The 15,884-nt window shown below is 69.0% G+C and carries 18 protein-coding genes and 1 pseudogene; 11 read left to right on the top strand and 8 right to left on the bottom strand.

Annotated elements, in window-relative coordinates:
• Together A9X04_RS06640 and A9X04_RS06635 are read right to left on the bottom strand one after the other, a co-directional pair.
• A partial coding sequence (locus A9X04_RS06640; protein WP_156764243.1) for an ArsA-related P-loop ATPase occupies positions 1-611 on the bottom strand: 611 nt, incomplete at its 3' end.
• Positions 608-1,627 carry an ArsA family ATPase gene (locus tag A9X04_RS06635; protein WP_067918862.1) on the bottom strand — a complete coding sequence of 340 codons (1,020 nt, stop codon included), beginning with the start codon at positions 1,625-1,627 and terminating at the stop codon, positions 608-610. The genes A9X04_RS06635 and A9X04_RS06640, both read right to left, overlap by 4 nt.
• Positions 1,628-1,704: 77 nt before the next feature.
• Here A9X04_RS06635 and A9X04_RS30270 point away from each other — a divergent pair, with 77 nt between their 5' ends.
• From A9X04_RS30270 to A9X04_RS06625, 3 genes are read left to right on the top strand one after another with little or no spacing between them, the layout of a single operon-like run.
• A complete protein-coding gene (locus tag A9X04_RS30270) occupies positions 1,705-1,866 on the top strand; it encodes a DUF4177 domain-containing protein (RefSeq protein WP_007166633.1) in 162 nt (53 codons plus the stop codon).
• On the top strand, positions 1,867-2,331 hold the full coding sequence (locus A9X04_RS06630) for a RidA family protein (RefSeq protein ID WP_067918861.1): 465 nt from the start codon (positions 1,867-1,869) through the stop codon (positions 2,329-2,331).
• A complete protein-coding gene (locus tag A9X04_RS06625; protein ID WP_067918860.1) occupies positions 2,328-3,119 on the top strand; it encodes an MBL fold metallo-hydrolase in 792 nt (263 codons plus the stop codon). Before A9X04_RS06630 ends, A9X04_RS06625 begins: the two co-directional genes overlap by 4 nt.
• Before the next feature lie 193 nt (positions 3,120-3,312).
• Here A9X04_RS06625 and crp read toward each other — a convergent pair whose 3' ends face one another.
• Both crp and A9X04_RS06615 read right to left on the bottom strand, forming a co-directional pair.
• A complete protein-coding gene (gene crp, locus A9X04_RS06620) occupies positions 3,313-3,987 on the bottom strand; it encodes a cAMP-activated global transcriptional regulator CRP (RefSeq protein ID WP_067918859.1) in 675 nt (224 codons plus the stop codon).
• 98 nt (positions 3,988-4,085) lie between these two features.
• On the bottom strand, positions 4,086-4,466 hold the full coding sequence (locus A9X04_RS06615; protein WP_067918858.1) for a hypothetical protein: 381 nt from the start codon (positions 4,464-4,466) through the stop codon (positions 4,086-4,088).
• Positions 4,467-4,654: 188 nt separating this feature from the next.
• Here A9X04_RS06615 and nth point away from each other — a divergent pair, with 188 nt between their 5' ends.
• Genes nth through marP form a run of 4 tightly spaced genes read left to right on the top strand, consistent with a single transcriptional unit; the run spans position 4,655 to position 8,051 of the window.
• Entirely contained in the window at positions 4,655-5,335 is a 681-nt protein-coding gene (nth, locus tag A9X04_RS06610) for an endonuclease III (protein WP_067918857.1), read from the top strand.
• Positions 5,336-5,344: 9 nt separating this feature from the next.
• On the top strand, positions 5,345-5,992 hold the full coding sequence (locus A9X04_RS06605; protein WP_067918856.1) for a TlpA disulfide reductase family protein: 648 nt from the start codon (positions 5,345-5,347) through the stop codon (positions 5,990-5,992).
• Positions 5,993-6,021: 29 nt separating this feature from the next.
• Positions 6,022-6,846 carry a CoA pyrophosphatase gene (locus A9X04_RS06600; RefSeq protein ID WP_067918865.1) on the top strand — a complete coding sequence of 275 codons (825 nt, stop codon included), beginning with the start codon at positions 6,022-6,024 and terminating at the stop codon, positions 6,844-6,846.
• Positions 6,847-6,857: 11 nt separating this feature from the next.
• Positions 6,858-8,051 carry an acid resistance serine protease MarP gene (gene marP / locus A9X04_RS06595; protein WP_102420061.1) on the top strand — a complete coding sequence of 398 codons (1,194 nt, stop codon included), beginning with the start codon at positions 6,858-6,860 and terminating at the stop codon, positions 8,049-8,051.
• Here the strand turns inward: marP and A9X04_RS06590 are convergent.
• Both A9X04_RS06590 and A9X04_RS06585 read right to left on the bottom strand, forming a co-directional pair.
• Positions 8,044-8,997, bottom strand: coding sequence for an alpha/beta fold hydrolase (locus A9X04_RS06590; RefSeq protein ID WP_067918854.1), 954 nt, complete (start codon positions 8,995-8,997; stop codon positions 8,044-8,046). The two genes, marP and A9X04_RS06590, sit on opposite strands and share 8 nt — an antisense overlap.
• Entirely contained in the window at positions 8,998-9,525 is a 528-nt protein-coding gene (locus A9X04_RS06585) for a phage holin family protein (RefSeq protein WP_067918853.1), read from the bottom strand.
• Between the two features lie 235 nt (positions 9,526-9,760).
• On the opposite strand from A9X04_RS06585, the gene A9X04_RS06580 reads away from it, so the two are divergent.
• On the top strand, positions 9,761-10,459 hold the full coding sequence (locus A9X04_RS06580) for a S1 family peptidase (protein ID WP_102419414.1): 699 nt from the start codon (positions 9,761-9,763) through the stop codon (positions 10,457-10,459).
• Positions 10,460-10,463: 4 nt separating this feature from the next.
• On the opposite strand, the gene acs is transcribed toward A9X04_RS06580, so the two are convergent.
• On the bottom strand, positions 10,464-12,434 hold the full coding sequence (acs, locus tag A9X04_RS06575) for an acetate--CoA ligase (protein WP_067918852.1): 1,971 nt from the start codon (positions 12,432-12,434) through the stop codon (positions 10,464-10,466).
• 115 nt (positions 12,435-12,549) lie between these two features.
• Here acs and A9X04_RS06570 point away from each other — a divergent pair, with 115 nt between their 5' ends.
• The gene (locus tag A9X04_RS06570; RefSeq protein ID WP_197509075.1) at positions 12,550-13,092 is read left to right on the top strand and encodes a DUF4232 domain-containing protein; all 543 of its coding nucleotides are present in this window, start codon (positions 12,550-12,552) and stop codon (positions 13,090-13,092) included.
• Positions 13,093-13,099: 7 nt separating this feature from the next.
• Here A9X04_RS06570 and A9X04_RS06565 read toward each other — a convergent pair whose 3' ends face one another.
• The gene (locus A9X04_RS06565; RefSeq protein WP_067918851.1) at positions 13,100-13,900 is read right to left on the bottom strand and encodes a hypothetical protein; all 801 of its coding nucleotides are present in this window, start codon (positions 13,898-13,900) and stop codon (positions 13,100-13,102) included.
• Positions 13,901-13,976: 76 nt separating this feature from the next.
• On the opposite strand from A9X04_RS06565, the gene A9X04_RS06560 reads away from it, so the two are divergent.
• Both A9X04_RS06560 and A9X04_RS06555 read left to right on the top strand, forming a co-directional pair.
• Positions 13,977-15,587 (top strand): ABC transporter substrate-binding protein, encoded by a 1,611-nt coding sequence (locus A9X04_RS06560; protein ID WP_067918850.1) that lies wholly within the window; start codon positions 13,977-13,979, stop codon positions 15,585-15,587.
• Positions 15,588-15,590: 3 nt separating this feature from the next.
• Positions 15,591-15,884: pseudogene (locus tag A9X04_RS06555) on the top strand (hypothetical protein); the annotation flags it as partial.

Below are 15,884 nucleotides of genomic sequence, written 5' to 3'. Positions count from 1 at the left end.
GCCTTCATCGCCAAACCCATTGCGCCCGTGACCAATCGGCCGATGCCCCGACCGGGCGCGAGCAGCAGCCGCCACAACCGGCTGTCCATGAAGCTGCCCAGTCGTTTCGGCGCGTCCAGGAAGTCCAGCGCGTTGCGCGAGGGCGGCGTGTCCACCACCACCAGGTCCCAGCGGTCCTCGGCCAGCAGTTGACCGAGCTTCTCCATCGCCATGTACTCCTGCGTGCCGGCGAGCGAGCTGGCGACGGTCTGATAGAACTGGTTGTCCAGAATCGATTGCGCCCGGCCGTTTCCGGAGTACTGGAGCACCATCTCGTCGAACGTGCGGCGCATGTCGAGCATCATCGCGTGCAGCTCGCCGGGCACCTCGGGCGCCAGCGGCACCTGCTGGGGGGTGTTGCCCAGGTCGTTGACTCCCAGCGCTTGCGCCAGCCGCTTGGCCGGGTCGATCGTCAATACGCAGACGTTGCGGCCGTATTCGGCCGCGCGTAAGGCCATGGCGGCCGCGGTGGTGGTCTTGCCCACCCCGCCGGCGCCGCAGCACACCACCACCCGGTTGGTCGTGTCGGCCAGGATGGCCGCCATGTCAAGCCTATTCGGTGCGGTAATCATCGAACCCCCTGCTGGGCAAGCGATTCCGAAAGCTCGTAGAGGCTTCCCAGGTCGACGCCGTCGGAGATGGCGGGCAGTTCCAGCCGCGGCACCTTCAGCGCATCCAGCTGCTGTGCGATCTCGGCGCGCGCGGCGATCACGGTCGCATGCTCGATGGTTTCGGTCAGCAGACCGGCAAAGTCGGTGTCGTTCAGCTTGATCCCGGCCATCTCCAATCCCGCCCGCAGTGAGTCGGCGTCGACGTGTCCCTCGGCGGCCTTGGCCAGATCGGCGGGCTGCAGGTGGCACGGGATGTTGCGATTGACGATCACGCTGCCGATCGGCAGCTCCATCTCGGCGAGTTCCTCGATGGCTTCCAGCGTCTCCTGCACCGGCAGCGCTTCCAGCAGGGTGACCAGATGGATGGCGGTCTGCTCGGAGTGCAACAACTTGACCACTCCCTCGGCCTGCCCGTGCACCGGGCCGCCCTTGGCCAGATCCGACACGGCCTTGGTGACGTCAAGGAAGCGGGCGATCCGCCCCGTCGGTGGGGCGTCGACGACCACCGCGTCGTAGACCGGGAGCCGGTTTTTATCGACGCGCACCACCGATTCCTTGATCTTTCCGGTGAGCAGCACGTCGCGCAGGCCGGGCGCGATCGTCGTCGCGAACTCGATCGCGCCGATGCGGCGCATCGCCCGCCCGGCGATGCCGAGGTTGTAGAACATGTCCAGGTATTCCAGGAACGCCGCCTCGATGTCGATCGCCAGGGCGTTGACCTGGCCGCCGCGCTCGGCGGTGGCGATCTTGACTTCCTGGTAGGGCAGCGGCGGAACGTCGAAGAGCTGCGCAATGCCCTGGCGCCCTTCGACTTCCACGAGGAGCACCTTGCGGCCTCCGGCTGCCAGGGTCAGCGCCAGTGCGGCTGCGATCGTCGACTTGCCCGTCCCGCCTTTGCCGGTGACGAAATGCAGGCGGGCTTTTGACAGCCGCGCCGGCCAGCCGACGGCGCTACCGCCGCTCGATGTGTTTGCCACCTTCGCATGCTAGCCCGGCCGGCGCCCGGGCCACGGGCAGGCCAGAGCCGTTCACATCCGACCGATAAGCTCGCGCCATGAGCCAACCGACCGCATGGGAATACGTCACCGTCCCGCTCCTGACGCACGCCACCAAACAGATTCTCGACCAGTGGGGTGCCGACGGCTGGGAACTGGTGTCCGTCCTGCCCGGTCCCACCGGTGAGCAACACGTCGCGTATCTGAAGCGCCCCAAGTAGATGACCGCGTCGGACCGGCTCGCGCGACTCGGCGTCGCGCTTCCCGAGGTGGTGGCGCCGCTGGCCGCCTACGTGCCCGCGGTGCGCACGGGTGACCTGGTCTACACCGCGGGCCAGCTGCCGATGCAGGCCGGGCAGCTGGCCGGCACCGGCAAGGTCGGGGCGCAGGTCAGCCCCGAAGAGGGCAAGGCGATGGCGCGGATCTGCGCGCTCAACGCCCTGGCGGCCGTCGATTCGCTGGTGGGCATCGACGCGGTGACCCGGGTGGTCAAGGTCGTCGGGTTCGTCGCCTCCGCCCCGGGTTTCAACGGTCAGCCCACCGTCATCAACGGGGCTTCCGAGCTGCTGGCCGAGGTGTTCGGCGATGACGGCGCACACGCGCGGTCGGCGGTCGGCGTGTCCGAGCTGCCGCTGGATGCGCCGGTGGAGGTCGAGCTGATCGTGGAGGTCGGCTCACGACCGTGACCGCCGCACCCGAGTCGCTGAGCCATCCCGCCTACGGCAGGCTGCGGGCGGTCACCGACACCGCCTCGGTCCTGTTGGCCGACAACCCCGGGTTGCTGACCCTCGAGGGCACCAACACCTGGGTGCTGCGCGGCAAGGGCAGCGACGAGATGGTGGTCGTCGATCCCGGGCCAGACGACGACGAACACATCGCCCGGGTCGCCGAACTGGGCCGCATCGCGCTGGTGCTGATCAGTCACCGGCACGGCGATCACACCGACGGCATCGACAAGCTGGTCGAGCGGACCGGGGCGACGGTGCGCTCGGCGGGCAGCGGCTTCCTGCGCGGCCTGGGCGGCCACCTCGCCGACGGGGAGGTGATCGACGCGGCGGGCCTGAAGATCAAGGTGATGGCCACCCCCGGCCATACCGCCGACTCGTTCTCGTTCCTGCTTGACGACGCCGTGCTCACCGCCGACAGCGTGCTGGGCCGCGGCACCACGGTCATAGATTCCGAAGACGGCAGCCTGGCCGACTATCTCGAGTCGCTGCGCCGGCTGCGCGGCCTGGGGCACCGGACGGTGCTGCCCGGTCACGGGCCGGAGCTGGCCGACCTGGAGGCCGTCGCCTCGGGCTACCTGACCCACCGCCACGAGCGCCTGGAGCAGGTGCGCGCGGCGCTGCGGGACATCGGCGAGGACGCCACCGCGCGCCAGGTCGTCGAACACGTCTACGTAGACGTCGACGAGAAACTCTGGGACGCCGCCGAATGGTCCGTTCAGGCGCAGCTGGACTATTTGCAGCGCTGAACTCTCGTCGAAATCGACGCTATCGCGGAAAAGTTCCAGAGGACGCGTCGATAACGTCGATCTCGGCGCAATTCGTGCGCTTACCTGGCTCGGTTGCACCCGCGCTTCGCGCGTGCTTACCAAACTGCCCGACTCTCCCCCGCAGGCGGGAGGTGCCCCCACCTCGGGCCGCTACGCGGCCCGCATCGTCGAGCTACCTTGCTCGGCGGGCCAGCCTTTCGGAGTCCGAAATCAGCACACTCTTGCCCTCCAGGCGGATCCAGCCGCGGTGGGCGAAGTCGGCCAGCGCCTTGTTCACCGTCTCCCGGGACGCGCCCACCAGCTGGGCGATCTCCTCCTGGGTCAGGTCGTGGGTGACCCGCATCGCGCCACCCTCCTGGGTGCCGAACCGCTGGGCGAGCTGCAGCAGCTGCTTGGCGACCCGGCCGGGCACGTCGGTGAAGATGAGGTCGGCCAGGTTGTTGTTGGTGCGGCGCAGCCGTCGGGCCAGCACCCGCAACAGCTGCTCGGCGATCTCGGGTCGATCGGAGATCCACGCCCGCAACGCGTCGCGGTCCATCGACACCGCACGCACCTCGGTGATGGTGGTCGCGCTGGAAGTCCGCGGGCCCGGGTCGAAAATCGACAATTCACCGAACATGTCCGACGGGCCCATGATCGTCAGCAGGTTCTCCCTGCCGTCGGGTGACCGACGGCCGATCTTCACCTTCCCCGAGACGATGATGTACAGCCGGTCGCCCGGCTCACCCTCGGCGAAGACCGTGTGCCCACGGGGGAAGTCGACGGGTTGCAGTTGCTTGGTCAGCGCGGCGACGGCGCTGGGCTCAACCCCTTGGAAGATTCCTGCCCTTGCCAGGATCTCGTCCACATTGCCTCTTCAGATTTCCAATGATTGCGCTACGGGCAGGTTAATCCCGTGCTCGCGTGCTGAGTCTAGCGGTAGGACATTTTGTCCAACGTGCAACGCTACACACGATTGACGCGCCGAGTGGCCTTAAACTGCGGATTGATCGGCGAATGCGCGTGTATTCGCGTCGGCAATGTCAGCTCCGCATGGTCGACGAAGCTGGCGGCAAACGACGGTGCCGCGTGCCGCGGCCGGGCCGTGATCCCGGCGAGCGCGGCCTCGGACAGTTCCCAGGCCTCGCGCCGGTGCAGGTATTCCACCGCCTCCGGCATGCCCTCCCGGGCCAGGGTGCGCATGTCGACGATCTCGACGCGCTCGAAAAGCTCGGTGACCGCCAGCACCGCGGCGTCATCGCGGGAAAGGCCCCGTTCGAGCCGTCCCAAGCCGAGCGCCGCCAGCATCAGCAGCCCCGGAACGACGGCCACCAGCAACCATGACACAAGGAGAGTAAACAGGGCCTTCAATCAACACGAGGTCTCGGCGAGATCACGAAATCAGTACTCTGTCGTAGGTGACAGCGGCTAAGTCGTCCGGGCGCACGAAGTCCACGTCGGCAGCTCCGGGCGGCGATGCGGCGCGGCGCTGGTCCGAGGAGACCCAAACCGGCTTGGTGCGACGGGCCCGGCGGATGAATCGGGCGCTGGCGCAGGCCTTTCCGGACGCGCACTGCGAACTCGACTTCACCACGCCGCTCGAGCTGACGGTCGCCACCATCCTGTCCGCGCAGAGCACCGACAAACGGGTGAACCTGACGACGCCGGCGTTGTTCAAGCGCTACCCGTCGGCGCTGGACTACGCGCAGGCGGACCGCGACGAACTGGAGACCCTGATCCGCCCGACGGGGTTCTTCCGGAACAAGGCGACCTCCCTGATCGGACTGGGGCAGGCGCTGGTCGAACGGTTCGACGGCGAGGTGCCCTCCACCATGGAGGAGCTGGTCACGCTGCCCGGGGTGGGTCGAAAGACGGCCAACGTGATCCTGGGCAACGCCTTTGGCGTTCCCGGCATCACGGTCGACACCCATTTCGCGCGTCTGATGCACCGGTGGCGCTGGACCGCCGACAAGGACCCGGTCAAGATCGAGCGCGCGGCCGGCGAACTGATCGAACGCAGCGAGTGGACGATGTTGAGCCACCGGGTGATCTTCCACGGCCGCCGGGTGTGCCATGCGCGCAAGCCGGCGTGCGGGGTGTGCGTGGTGGCCAAGGACTGCCCGTCCTTCGGCCTCGGGCCCACCGAGCCGCTGCTGGCCGCGCCGCTGGTGCGGGGCCCGGAAACCGAGCACCTGCTGGCCCTGGCCGGCCTGTAGGGCACGGCCTTGACGCGCACCACGCGCTGGACGATCGCGATCCTCGCGGTGGTGGCGGCGTTGACCGCGGCCCTGGTGGCCCAGCTGCGCGACGAGTCCGCGACGCCGTCGAAGCCCGGTACCACCGCGGACACCGCCGACCGCGAACACCGCGACGCCGACACGGCGGCGGCCTTGGCGGGCCCGCGGCAGCGGGCCGACCTACCGCCGTGCCCCGCCGCCGGCGAGGCTCCCGGCCCCCAGGCGCTGCGAGGTGTCACGGCCGAGTGTGCCGCGGACGGTTCGGTTGTCGACGTCGCCCGCGCGCTGGCCGGGCGGCGGGTGGTCCTCAACCTGTGGGCGTACTGGTGCGCCCCATGCGCGGCCGAACTGCCCGCGATGGCCGAGTATCAACGGCGGGCGGGGCCCGACGTGACGGTGGTGACCGTGCATCAAGACGAGAACGAGACGGCCGCACTGCTGCGCCTGGCCGAGCTGGGCGTTCGGCTGCCGACGCTGCAGGACGGCCGCCGGCGGGTCGCGGCGGCGCTGGGCGTGGTAAACGTGATGCCTGCGACGGTGGTTCTGCGGCCGGACGGTAGCGTTGCCCAGATGCTGCCAAGAGCTTTCGGCAGTGCCGACGAGATCGCCGCAGCGGTCGGAAACGACAAGGGATAAGCCGTACATTGGACCGACTGGAGCGCCCGGTGACTGTTGGGGGCACGCCCCCGCCCGCGGAAGGTGGGACCCCGGCCGACACGCGCGGGACGGTTCCGCTGGCGCCCGACGCCTCCCCGGCGTGGCTGCGCCCCCTGGTCGACAACGTCGCCCGGATGCCCGACGCGTACCGGCGCCGGCTACCGGCCGACGTGCTGGCGATGATCACCGGCAAGGCCGCGTCGTCGCTGTCGGCGATCCGCGGCGGCGGCCGCGAGGCCGCGGTCCTGGTGCTGTTCTCGGGTCCGGAATCCGCGCCGGCCGCCGGCGGCGTCCCCGACGACGCCGACCTGCTGGTCACCGTGCGGGCCTCGACGCTGCGCCACCACGCCGGGCAGGCGGCGTTTCCCGGCGGTGCCTCAGATCCCGTCGATGACGGTCCGGTGTCCACCGCCCTGCGCGAAGCGCGGGAGGAGACCGGCATCGACGTGTCCCGGCTGCGTCCCCTGGTCACCATGGAACGCACGTTCATCGCGCCATCGCGGTTCCACGTGGTCCCGGTGTTGGCCTACTCACCCGACCCCGGGCCGGTGGCCGTCGTCAACGAGGCCGAAACCGCGATCGTGGCGCGGGTTCCGTTGCGCGCGTTCATCAATCCGGCCAACCGGCTGATGGTGTACAGGAGTGACCTCGGCCGCCGGTGGGCCGGGCCGGCGTTTCTGCTGAACGAGATGCTGGTCTGGGGATTCACCGGCCAGGTGATCTGTGCGATGCTCGACGTCGCCGGCTGGGCCCAGCCCTGGGACACCACCGACGTCCGCGAATTGGACGCGGCGATGGCGCTGGTCGGCGAGCAGGGTGGACCCCCGCGATGAACATGAATTCGATGACCCCGTCGCAATGGCTTGACGTGGCCGTGCTGGCGGTCGCCTTCATCGCGGCCGTCTCGGGCTGGCGTTCCGGCGCGCTGGGCTCGTTGCTGTCGTTCGTCGGCGTGTTGCTGGGCGCCATCGCCGGTGTGCTGCTGGCGCCCCACCTCGTCAGCCACATCGCCGCGCCCCGGGCGAAGCTGTTCGCGGCCCTGTTCCTGATCCTGGCGCTGGTCGTCATCGGCGAGGTCGCCGGGGTGGTGCTGGGACGGGCGGTCCGCGGCGCGATCCGCAGCCGCATGATCCGGACGGTGGACTCGTTCATCGGGGTGGGCGTTCAGCTGGTGGTGGTGCTGACCGCGGCCTGGTTGCTGGCGACGCCGCTGACCCAGTCGAAAGATCAGCCGGAACTGGCCGCCGCGGTCCGCGGGTCGCGGGTGCTGGCCCAGGTCAACGAGGTAGCCCCGCCGTGGCTGAAGACGGTGCCCAAGCGGCTGTCGGCCCTGCTGAACACCTCCGGCCTGCCGGCGGTGCTGGAGCCGTTCAGCCGCACACCGGTGATTCCCGTCGCCTCGCCCGACCCGGCCCTGGCCAACAACCCGGTGGTGCAGGCCACCGCGCCGAGCGTCGTCAAGGTGCGCAGCCTGGCGCCGAGCTGCCAGAAGGTGTTGGAGGGCAGCGGATTTGTGATCGCCCCGGACCGGGTGATGACCAACGCGCACGTGGTCGCCGGCTCCAACAGCGTGCAGATCTACGCCAGCGGCAGCCCGCTGGACGCCACCGTCGTGTCCTATGATCCGTCGGTGGACATCGCCATTCTCGCGGTCCCCAACCTGCCGCCACAGCCGCTGGCGTTCGCGCAGAACGAGGCGAAAACCGGTACCAGCGTCGTGGTGCTGGGCTATCCGGGCGGGGGCAACTTCACCGCGACGCCGGCGCGCATCCGCGAGGTGATCAAGCTCAGCGGCCCCGACATCTACCGCGATCCCGCGCCGGTGACCCGCGACGTCTACACCATCAGAGCCAATGTGGAGCAAGGCAATTCGGGTGGACCGCTGATCGACCTGAACGGTCAAGTGCTCGGCGTGGTGTTCGGTGCGGCCGTCGACGACCCCGACACCGGTTTCGTGTTGACGGCCGACGAGGTGGCCGGTCAGCTCGCCAAGATCGGTGACACCCAGCAGGTGACCACCGGGTCCTGCGTCAGCTGACCGCGTGGCCGAGGAACTTCATCAAGTGTCTGTTGACTTCCTCGGGCGCCTCTTCGTGACTGAAATGCCCTGCGCCGGCGATGGATACGTAACGCCCCTGCGGGGCGTAGCGCTGCGTGCGGTCGACCGGGTCGGCGAGCACGTAGGGATCGGCGTCGCCACGCAGGTGTAGCAGCGGCACGCTGAGCTGCCGGCACATCGATTTCATGAAGCGGCGGCCTTCGTCGCGCAGCTGACTGCGCACCGCCCAACGCTGGTATTCCAGCGCGCAGTGCGCCGCCGACGGAATCTGGATGGCCATCCGCAGATACCGGATGGATTCGGAAAAGTCCTCGGAGGCAAGCCATTTGGCGCTGCTGCGGCGGCGGACCAGGCGCTCGATCTCGGCCGCGTCGTCGCGGGTCAGCAGGCGCTCGGGCCAGAGGGGCATCTGGTAGCGCAGCAATGTCGGCAGCAGCGCGTAGCCCTGGTCGCGCCGGGTCAGCGTGGAACGGCGCAACGCCGCCGGGTGCGGCGAGCTGATCAGCGCGATGGCCGAGACCAGCCGCGCGTGCAGCAGCGCGGTGGCCCAGCAGGTCAGCCCGCCGTCGGCGTGACCGACCAGCGTCGCCGACGAGTGCCCCAGCGCGCGGATGAGGCCCGCGGTGTCGCCGGCGAGCGTCCAGCCGTCGTAGCCGCGGGGCGGTTTATCGCTGCCGCCGTAGCCGCGCAGATCGACCGCGACCACCCGCGCGTCGCTCAGCCCACGCAGCTGGTGACGCCACGACCACCAGAACGAGCCGAAACCGTGCAGCAACATCACCAACGGTCGGGCCGTGGGCGGCGTGGCCGTGCCGGCGTCGTCGGGCAGGGCCTCCACGACGTGGAACCGGATGCCGTTGGCGTGCACGTCGAAGTGCCGCCATGGCCCGTCGATGCGGGTAACCGACGGATCCGGCGGCGCCATCTACCAACCCGAGGGATCGGGTTCGGGCTTCTCGTGCTTGCCGTGTCCGGCGATCTGCTTGGCCGCCCCCTGCGGTTTGTCGTGGCCCGGGGTGAGGGCGGTGCGCGTCTCCTTGACCGATTCGATGGTCTCGCGCGGTCCCCGGATCCGGCGCACCTTGAGGAAGCCCAGCAGGGCCAGCAGGGCCCCGACCACCACCTGGATCCCGAACACGATCAGGAAGGCCACCCACCGCCACAGCCAGGTGTCGAGCAACTCGGCGACGAAGAAGAAGAAAAAGAACGTGGAGTAGAACAGCACCACCAGCGCGGCGATGAAGAACACGCTGCCGGTCAGGCCCTTCTTGACGTCCCGGGTGATCTCCGCCCGGGCCAGTTCGACCTCGGCGCGCACCAGCGTGGACACCTGCGTGGTCGCGTCCTTGATCAGGTCGCCGATCGACGGCTCGGCGGGCCGGGCGTGCGGGTCGGTCAGGGGGATCGTGGTCAGGGTGCTGGGCACACCGTTTTTGCCGTCGGCTTTGCTCACAGACGGTCCCCTCTTTCGTCGTCGGCCGGGCTCACTCGTTGCGGTTCATGTTGCCATGCGGCGCTATGCCAGACGAGGCCAGCCGAAGACGGCGCCCGGACCGACGTCGACCGGCGGCGACGTCAGCGCCCGGTCGACGCGATCCGGCAAACTCGCTCGGCACGACCGGCGAGGCGTCAGGCCGACTAGACTGGCCAAGCCGGTCCGGGTCCGGCCTGTCGATGGGAGTGGTGCTGTGCAGACGGCGCACCGGTGCTTCGTGGCGGCGATGGCGGCGGTCCTCGTGGCCCTGGTGGGCTGCCTCCCACGCGCCGCCGCGGCCGACGTCAGGATCCCGATGGGCGGCGGCGCCGGCATCGTCATCAACGGGGACACGATGTGCACCCTGACGACCATCGGCGGCGATTCCGCCGGTGAGCTGATCGGATTCACCTCCGCGCACTGCGGCGGTCCCGGCGCTCAGGTCGCCGCCGAGGGCGCCGAAAACGCCGGCATCCTGGGCACCATGGTGGCCGGCAACGACAACCTCGACTACGCGGTGATCAAATTCGATCCGGCCAAGGTGACGCCGACCGCCAACTTCAACGGCTTCGCGATCAACGGTGTCGGCCCGGATCCGGCCTTCGGCGAGATCGCCTGCAAGCAGGGGCGCACCACCGGAAACTCGTGCGGCGTCACCTGGGGGCCGGGCCAGGACCCGGGCACGATCGTCATGCAGGTCTGCGGCCAGCCGGGTGACTCCGGGGCGCCGGTGACGGTCAACAACATGCTGGTGGGCATGATCCACGGGGCGTTCAGCGACAACCTGCCGACCTGCGTCATCAAGTACATCCCGCTGCACACGCCGGCCGTGGTGCAGTCGTTCAGCGTGATCCTGGCCGACGTCAACGCCAAACACCGGCCGGGTGCGGGGTTCACGCCGCTACCGGCCTGAGCCGCTACTTCGCGGCTTGGATCGCGTCGAACACGCCGGGGTCGAGCAGCGTCGACGTGTCTCCGAGCTCCCGCTTTTCGGCGACGTCACGCAGGAGCCTGCGCATGATCTTGCCGCTGCGCGTCTTGGGCAGCTCGGGCACCACATGGATCTCCCGCGGCTTGGCGATGGGTGAGATCTCCCGGGCCACCTCGGCGCGCAGCTCCTCGACGACCCCGTCGTGCACCTCGTACTCGGCGCACAAGACGACGAACGCGCAGACGGCCTGGCCCGTGGTCTCGTCGGTCTTCGCGACCACCGCGGCCTCGGCCACTCCGTGGTGACCGACCAGCGCCGACTCGAGTTCGGCACTCGAGAGCCGGTGGCCCGACACGTTCATCACGTCGTCGATGCGGCCCACCACCCAAATGGCGCCGTCGCGGTCGTAATAGGCGCTGTCCCCGGCGAAGTACCAGCCCTGCTCGGCGAACCTGGACCAGTAGGTCTCGACGTAGCGCTCGGGATCACCCCAGATGCCGCGCAGCATGGACGGCCAGGGCTGGTCCAAGACGAGGTAGCCGCTGACGTGTTCGCCGTGATGGACGGTCGGCTTCAGGTGATCGCCGTGGTCGTCGACGATGCTCGCGGAGATGCCCGGCAACGCCCTCATCGCCGAACCCGGCTTGGCCGCGGCGACCCCGGGCAGCGGGGAGATCATCGCGGAGCCGGTCTCGGTCTGCCACCAGGTGTCCACGATCGGAAGGCGCTCGGCGCCGATCACCTTGCGGTACCAGCGCCACGCCTCGGGATTGATCGGCTCGCCCACCGTGCCCAGCAGCCGCAGGCTGGACAAGTCGTGCGCGTCGGGGATCTCGCGACCCCACTTCATGAACGTGCGAATGAGCGTGGGCGCGGTGTAATAGATTGTCACGCCGTATTTTTCGATGATCTCGAAGTGCCGGTGCTGGGTCGGCGTGTCGGGTGTGCCCTCGTAGAGGACCTCGGTGGCCCCGTTGGACAGCGGGCCGTAGACACCGTAGGTGTGTCCGGTGACCCAGCCGATGTCGGCGGTGCACCAGAACACGTCCGTCTCGGGCTTGAGATCGAAGACGTAGTAGTGCGTGTACGAGGTCTGGGTCAGGTACCCGCCGCTGGTGTGCACGATGCCCTTGGGCTTTCCGGTGGTGCCCGAGGTGTACAGCAAGAACAGCGGCTGCTCGGCGTCGAAGGCCTCCGGGGTGTGCTCGGGCGACGCGGGGTCGACGGCGTCGTGCCACCACAGGTCGCGGTCGTCGTCCCAGGACACGTCGATTCCGGTGCGGCGCACCACCAGGACATGCTCGACGGGGCTGTCGCCGTCCGGGCCGGACTCGGCGTCCTTTCTGACGGCCTCGTCGGCCGCGTCCTTCAGCGGTGCCGGCTTGCCGCGGCGGAACTGCCCGTCGCTGGTGATCAGCAACTTGGCCTGCGCGTCGGCGATGCGGGCGCGTAACGCCTTCGCGGTGAAGCCGGCGAACACGACGCTGTGCATGATGCCCAGGCGGGCGCAGGCCAGCATCGCGATCACCGCTTCGGGGATCAGCGGCATGTAGATGGCGACGCGGTCACCGGCGACCAGGCCCAGGCCGGTCAGCGCGTTGGCCGCCTTGCACACCTGCTCCTGCAGCTCGGCGTAGGTCAGGCTGCGGCTGTCGCCCGGCTCGCCCTCCCAGTGGATCGCGACGCGATCCCCGTTGCCCGCCTCCACGTGGCGGTCCACGCAGTTGTAGGCGACGTTGAGCTTGCCGTCGGCGAACCACCTGGCGAACGGGGCGTCCGACCAGTCCAGCACCTCGGTGAACGGTGTCGCCCAGGACAGCCGACGCGCCTGCTTGGCCCAGAAGGCCAACCGGTCCTCGTCGGCCTCGCGGTACAGTTCCTCGCCCGCGTTGGCCTGCGCGACGAACGCGGGGGCCGGCGGAAACGACGACGGGCCTACGGCGTCGGTGGCGGTCACTGGCTTCCTCCTAGTGTCGAGGCTCGTCAATCGTCAGAGAGCCTAGCCCCACAAGGTGAAATGCAACGCCCGAAATGGAGCTCAAAGTGCGCGCGGATGGCGGATAATCACCGCTGTGCCGGGTCACGGGCGGCGGATTCGCCGACTAGTTCCCAGCTTTGCAACGGCCGCAACGGGTTACGTGGCCACCGCCATGCTGGGGACTCCGGCGTGGGCCATGCCGGCCGACAACGCCGACGCGCCGACCCCATGCTGGTCGGACCAGATCGCCGTCACCGCCTCGCCGGCTCAGGCCGCCGTGGGCCACCGCGCGACCACCCTGGTGTTCAGCCTCGCCGGCGGCGCGGAGCCGTGCACGCTGACCGGCTACCCCGGGGTCGACTCGGGTGCCGGTGGGCCGCTCATTCATGCGCAACCCACACCGCGCGGCTACATGGGCGGCCTGCCGGGCGGCGCCGACTCCCCGCCCACCGTCATCCTGTCCCTGTCCACCCAGGCGCAGGCCGTCGTGGAGGGCATCGCCATCGATGCCGACGGCGATCCCTGCCCCACCTACACCGAGCTGCTGGTCAACCCCCCGGACACGACCGTGGTGCTGACCGTGCCGGTCGCCATCGACGCGTGCGCGCTGCAGGTGCACCCCGTCACGCCCGTCTGAAGCGGTGTCACGAGTCCGCCCGCGCCAGGCAGTAGACCCGAGCCGGCTGCGGGTAGCTGACCGCCTTGTCGCCGGGCGGGCATTGGCTGGCGTCCACCGTGCCATCGATGCGCTGCGCCACTTTGACCTGAATCTGGTTGGGGTTGCCGCAGTCGCCCGGTCTGAGGCTCACGGATTCGCCGTCGCTGATGAACAGGTAGCAGCGGCCCTGTTGCAAGTTGACGATGAAACACAGCGTCGTCGAATGATTGCTGGCGCGCTCGTAGATCGAGTGCTCCCGTTTACCGTCGGGGCAGCTCGCTGAGGCGTCCCCCTTGAACGCCAGTTCGTAAGTCGCGGCGGGGTCGGTGCAGCCACCGCTCGGGTGGGCATCGAAATGGTTTGCCTTGTAGTCGTTTTCACTGATGCACTCGCCGACCCGCAGCAACGAGTCACCCCGGTGCTCCGACAGCGCTCGGGCCGCGTGGAGGAGGATGTTCAGCCCGCCCAACGCCAGCAGGACGATACCGATGGTGATGAGCGCGGTGGCCGACTTGCCCTTGGATTGCCGCGGGGGCATGGCGGGCGGGTAGCCCGGGTAGGGCGGCGGAGCGGGGTACGGGCCCGGATACCCCGTCGGCGGTGGCGGTGGCGGATAGCCGGGGTGGTACGGCGGCGGGTAGGGAGGAAGCCGCCGACGCCGGCGCGAGCGCTCCCACACGCCGATGATCAGACACACCAACCCGATCGCGGGGACGCCGAGCGCGAACATCAAACGCCCCGCCTGCTCAGCGGCGGATTCATCCGATGCCAGATAGGCAACGATCACGGCGCGAGCCTAATCGACGATGCCGTACCGGACACTTCACCGCCGGTGCGGTCGGCAGGCCCTAGGGTCGGGTGTCATGCGTCGGATGCGGGTGCTGATCCTGGCCGCCGGCTTATCGGCGGTCGCGTCGCTGACCGCGTGCGGCGGCGGGGCGCTGAGCCCCGAGCTCGTGGTGGTCAACGGAGGTGAACCGCCCAATCCGCTGATTCCGACCGCCACGAACGACAGCCTCGGAGGGCGGATCCTCGATCGGCTGTTCGCCGGTTTGGTGTCCTATGACGCCGCCGGCAAGCCGTCGCCGGAAGTGGCGCAGTCGGTCGAGACGACCGACAACGCCAACTACCGAATCGTTCTCAAGCCCGGCTGGAAGTTCACCGACGGCTCGCCGGTGACGGCCCATTCGTTCGTCGACGCGTGGAATTACGGGGCGCTGAGCAGCAATGCGCAACTGCAGCAAAGCTTCTTCAGCCCGATCGTCGGGTTCGACGACGTCGCGGCCGCCAAGCCGAGCGCGACCACCATGTCCGGGCTGCATGTGGTCAGCGACCTGGAGTTCACCGTCCGGCTCAAGGCGCCGACCGTCGACTTCACGTTGCGGCTGGGACACAACGCGTTCTACCCGTTACCGGACAGCGCTTTTCGGGATATGGCGGCGTTCGGCCGCAACCCGGTCGGCAACGGCCCATACGAATTGGCGGACGGTCCCGACGGGCCGGCCTGGGAACACAACGTCAAGATCGACTTGAAGCCCAATCCCGACTACCGCGGCAACCGAAAGCCGCACAACAAGGGGCTGCGGTTCGAGTTCTACGCCAACCTGGACACCGCTTACGCCGACCTGCTGTCCGGCAATCTCGATGTGCTGGACACGATTCCGTCCAGCGCGCTGACCATCTACAAACGTGACCTGGGCGGCAACGCCGCCAGTGCACCCGTCGCGGTCAGCCAATCGCTCGACACGCCGTTGCGGCTACCGCATTTCGGGGGCGAGGAAGGACGACTGCGCCGCTTGGCGTTGTCGGCGGCCATCAACCGGCCGCAGATCTGTCAGCAGATCTTCAACGGCACCCGCAGCCCGGCCCGGGATTTCACCGCCAGCTCGCTGCCCGGCTTCGATCCACACATCCCGGGTAACGACGCATTGGACTTCAGACCCGAACGGGCGCGCCAACTCTGGGCGCAGGCCAACGCGATCTCGCCATGGAGCGGGCGGTACTGGATCGCATACAACGCCGACAGCGGGCATCAAGAGTGGGTGGACGCGGTGGCCAACAGCATCAAGAACGTGCTGGGCATCGATGCAGTCGGCGCGCCACACCCCACGTTCGCGGGCTTTCGCACCCAGATCACCAGCCGCACCATCGATACCGCGTTCCGTGCGGGCTGGATCGGCGACTACCCGTCGATGATCGAGTTCGTGGCCCCGCTCTACGCCACCGGAGCGGGATCCAATGATGTCGGATACTCGAGCCCGGAGTTCGACGCCGGGCTGGCCGCCGCGGAGGCCGCCCCCGACCTGCAGCGGGCCGATGTGCTGGTCAACGCGGCCCAACGAATCCTGTTGCGTGACATGCCTGCTGTGCCGCTGTGGTACTACATCGCGGTGGTCGGGTGGTCGCCGCAGGTCAGCGGCGTCAAGCTCACCTGGAACGGCCTGCCCGACTACGAGAACATCGGCAAGGCCTGAGCCATGGGCTGGTACATCGCGCGCCGGATCGCCATCATGGTGCCCGTCTTCCTCGGTGCCACACTGCTCGTCTACGGCATGGTGTTCCTGTTGCCGGGTGATCCGGTCGCCGCGATCGCGGGGGACCGCCCGCTCACGCCCGAGGTCGCCGCGCAGCTGCGGGCCCGCTACCACCTGGACGACCCGTTCATCGTTCAGTACCTGCGCTACCTCGGCGGCGTGCTGCGCGGCGACCTGGGCGTGAGCGGGCGGTCCCCCGCGATCGCGGCGACCGAAACCCCCGGCAACAGGAACACC

Origin of the sequence: Mycobacterium sp. E3247 (genome assembly GCF_001667785.1) — a bacterium.
Taxonomy (GTDB): Bacteria; Actinomycetota; Actinomycetes; order Mycobacteriales; family Mycobacteriaceae; genus Mycobacterium.
This window is presented reverse-complemented; position numbering and strand designations above follow the sequence as displayed.

Coding starts and splice junctions, on each gene's coding strand:
- A9X04_RS30270 (WP_007166633.1), top strand. CDS start 1,705: ATGAGCCAACCGACCGCATGGGAATACGTCACCGTCCCGCTCCTGACG.
- A9X04_RS06630 (WP_067918861.1), top strand. CDS start 1,867: ATGACCGCGTCGGACCGGCTCGCGCGACTCGGCGTCGCGCTTCCCGAG.
- nth (WP_067918857.1), top strand. CDS start 4,655: ATGAATCGGGCGCTGGCGCAGGCCTTTCCGGACGCGCACTGCGAACTC.
- marP (WP_102420061.1), top strand. CDS start 6,858: ATGACCCCGTCGCAATGGCTTGACGTGGCCGTGCTGGCGGTCGCCTTC.
- A9X04_RS06590 (WP_067918854.1), bottom strand. CDS start 8,997: ATGGCGCCGCCGGATCCGTCGGTTACCCGCATCGACGGGCCATGGCGG.
- A9X04_RS06560 (WP_067918850.1), top strand. CDS start 13,977: ATGCGTCGGATGCGGGTGCTGATCCTGGCCGCCGGCTTATCGGCGGTC.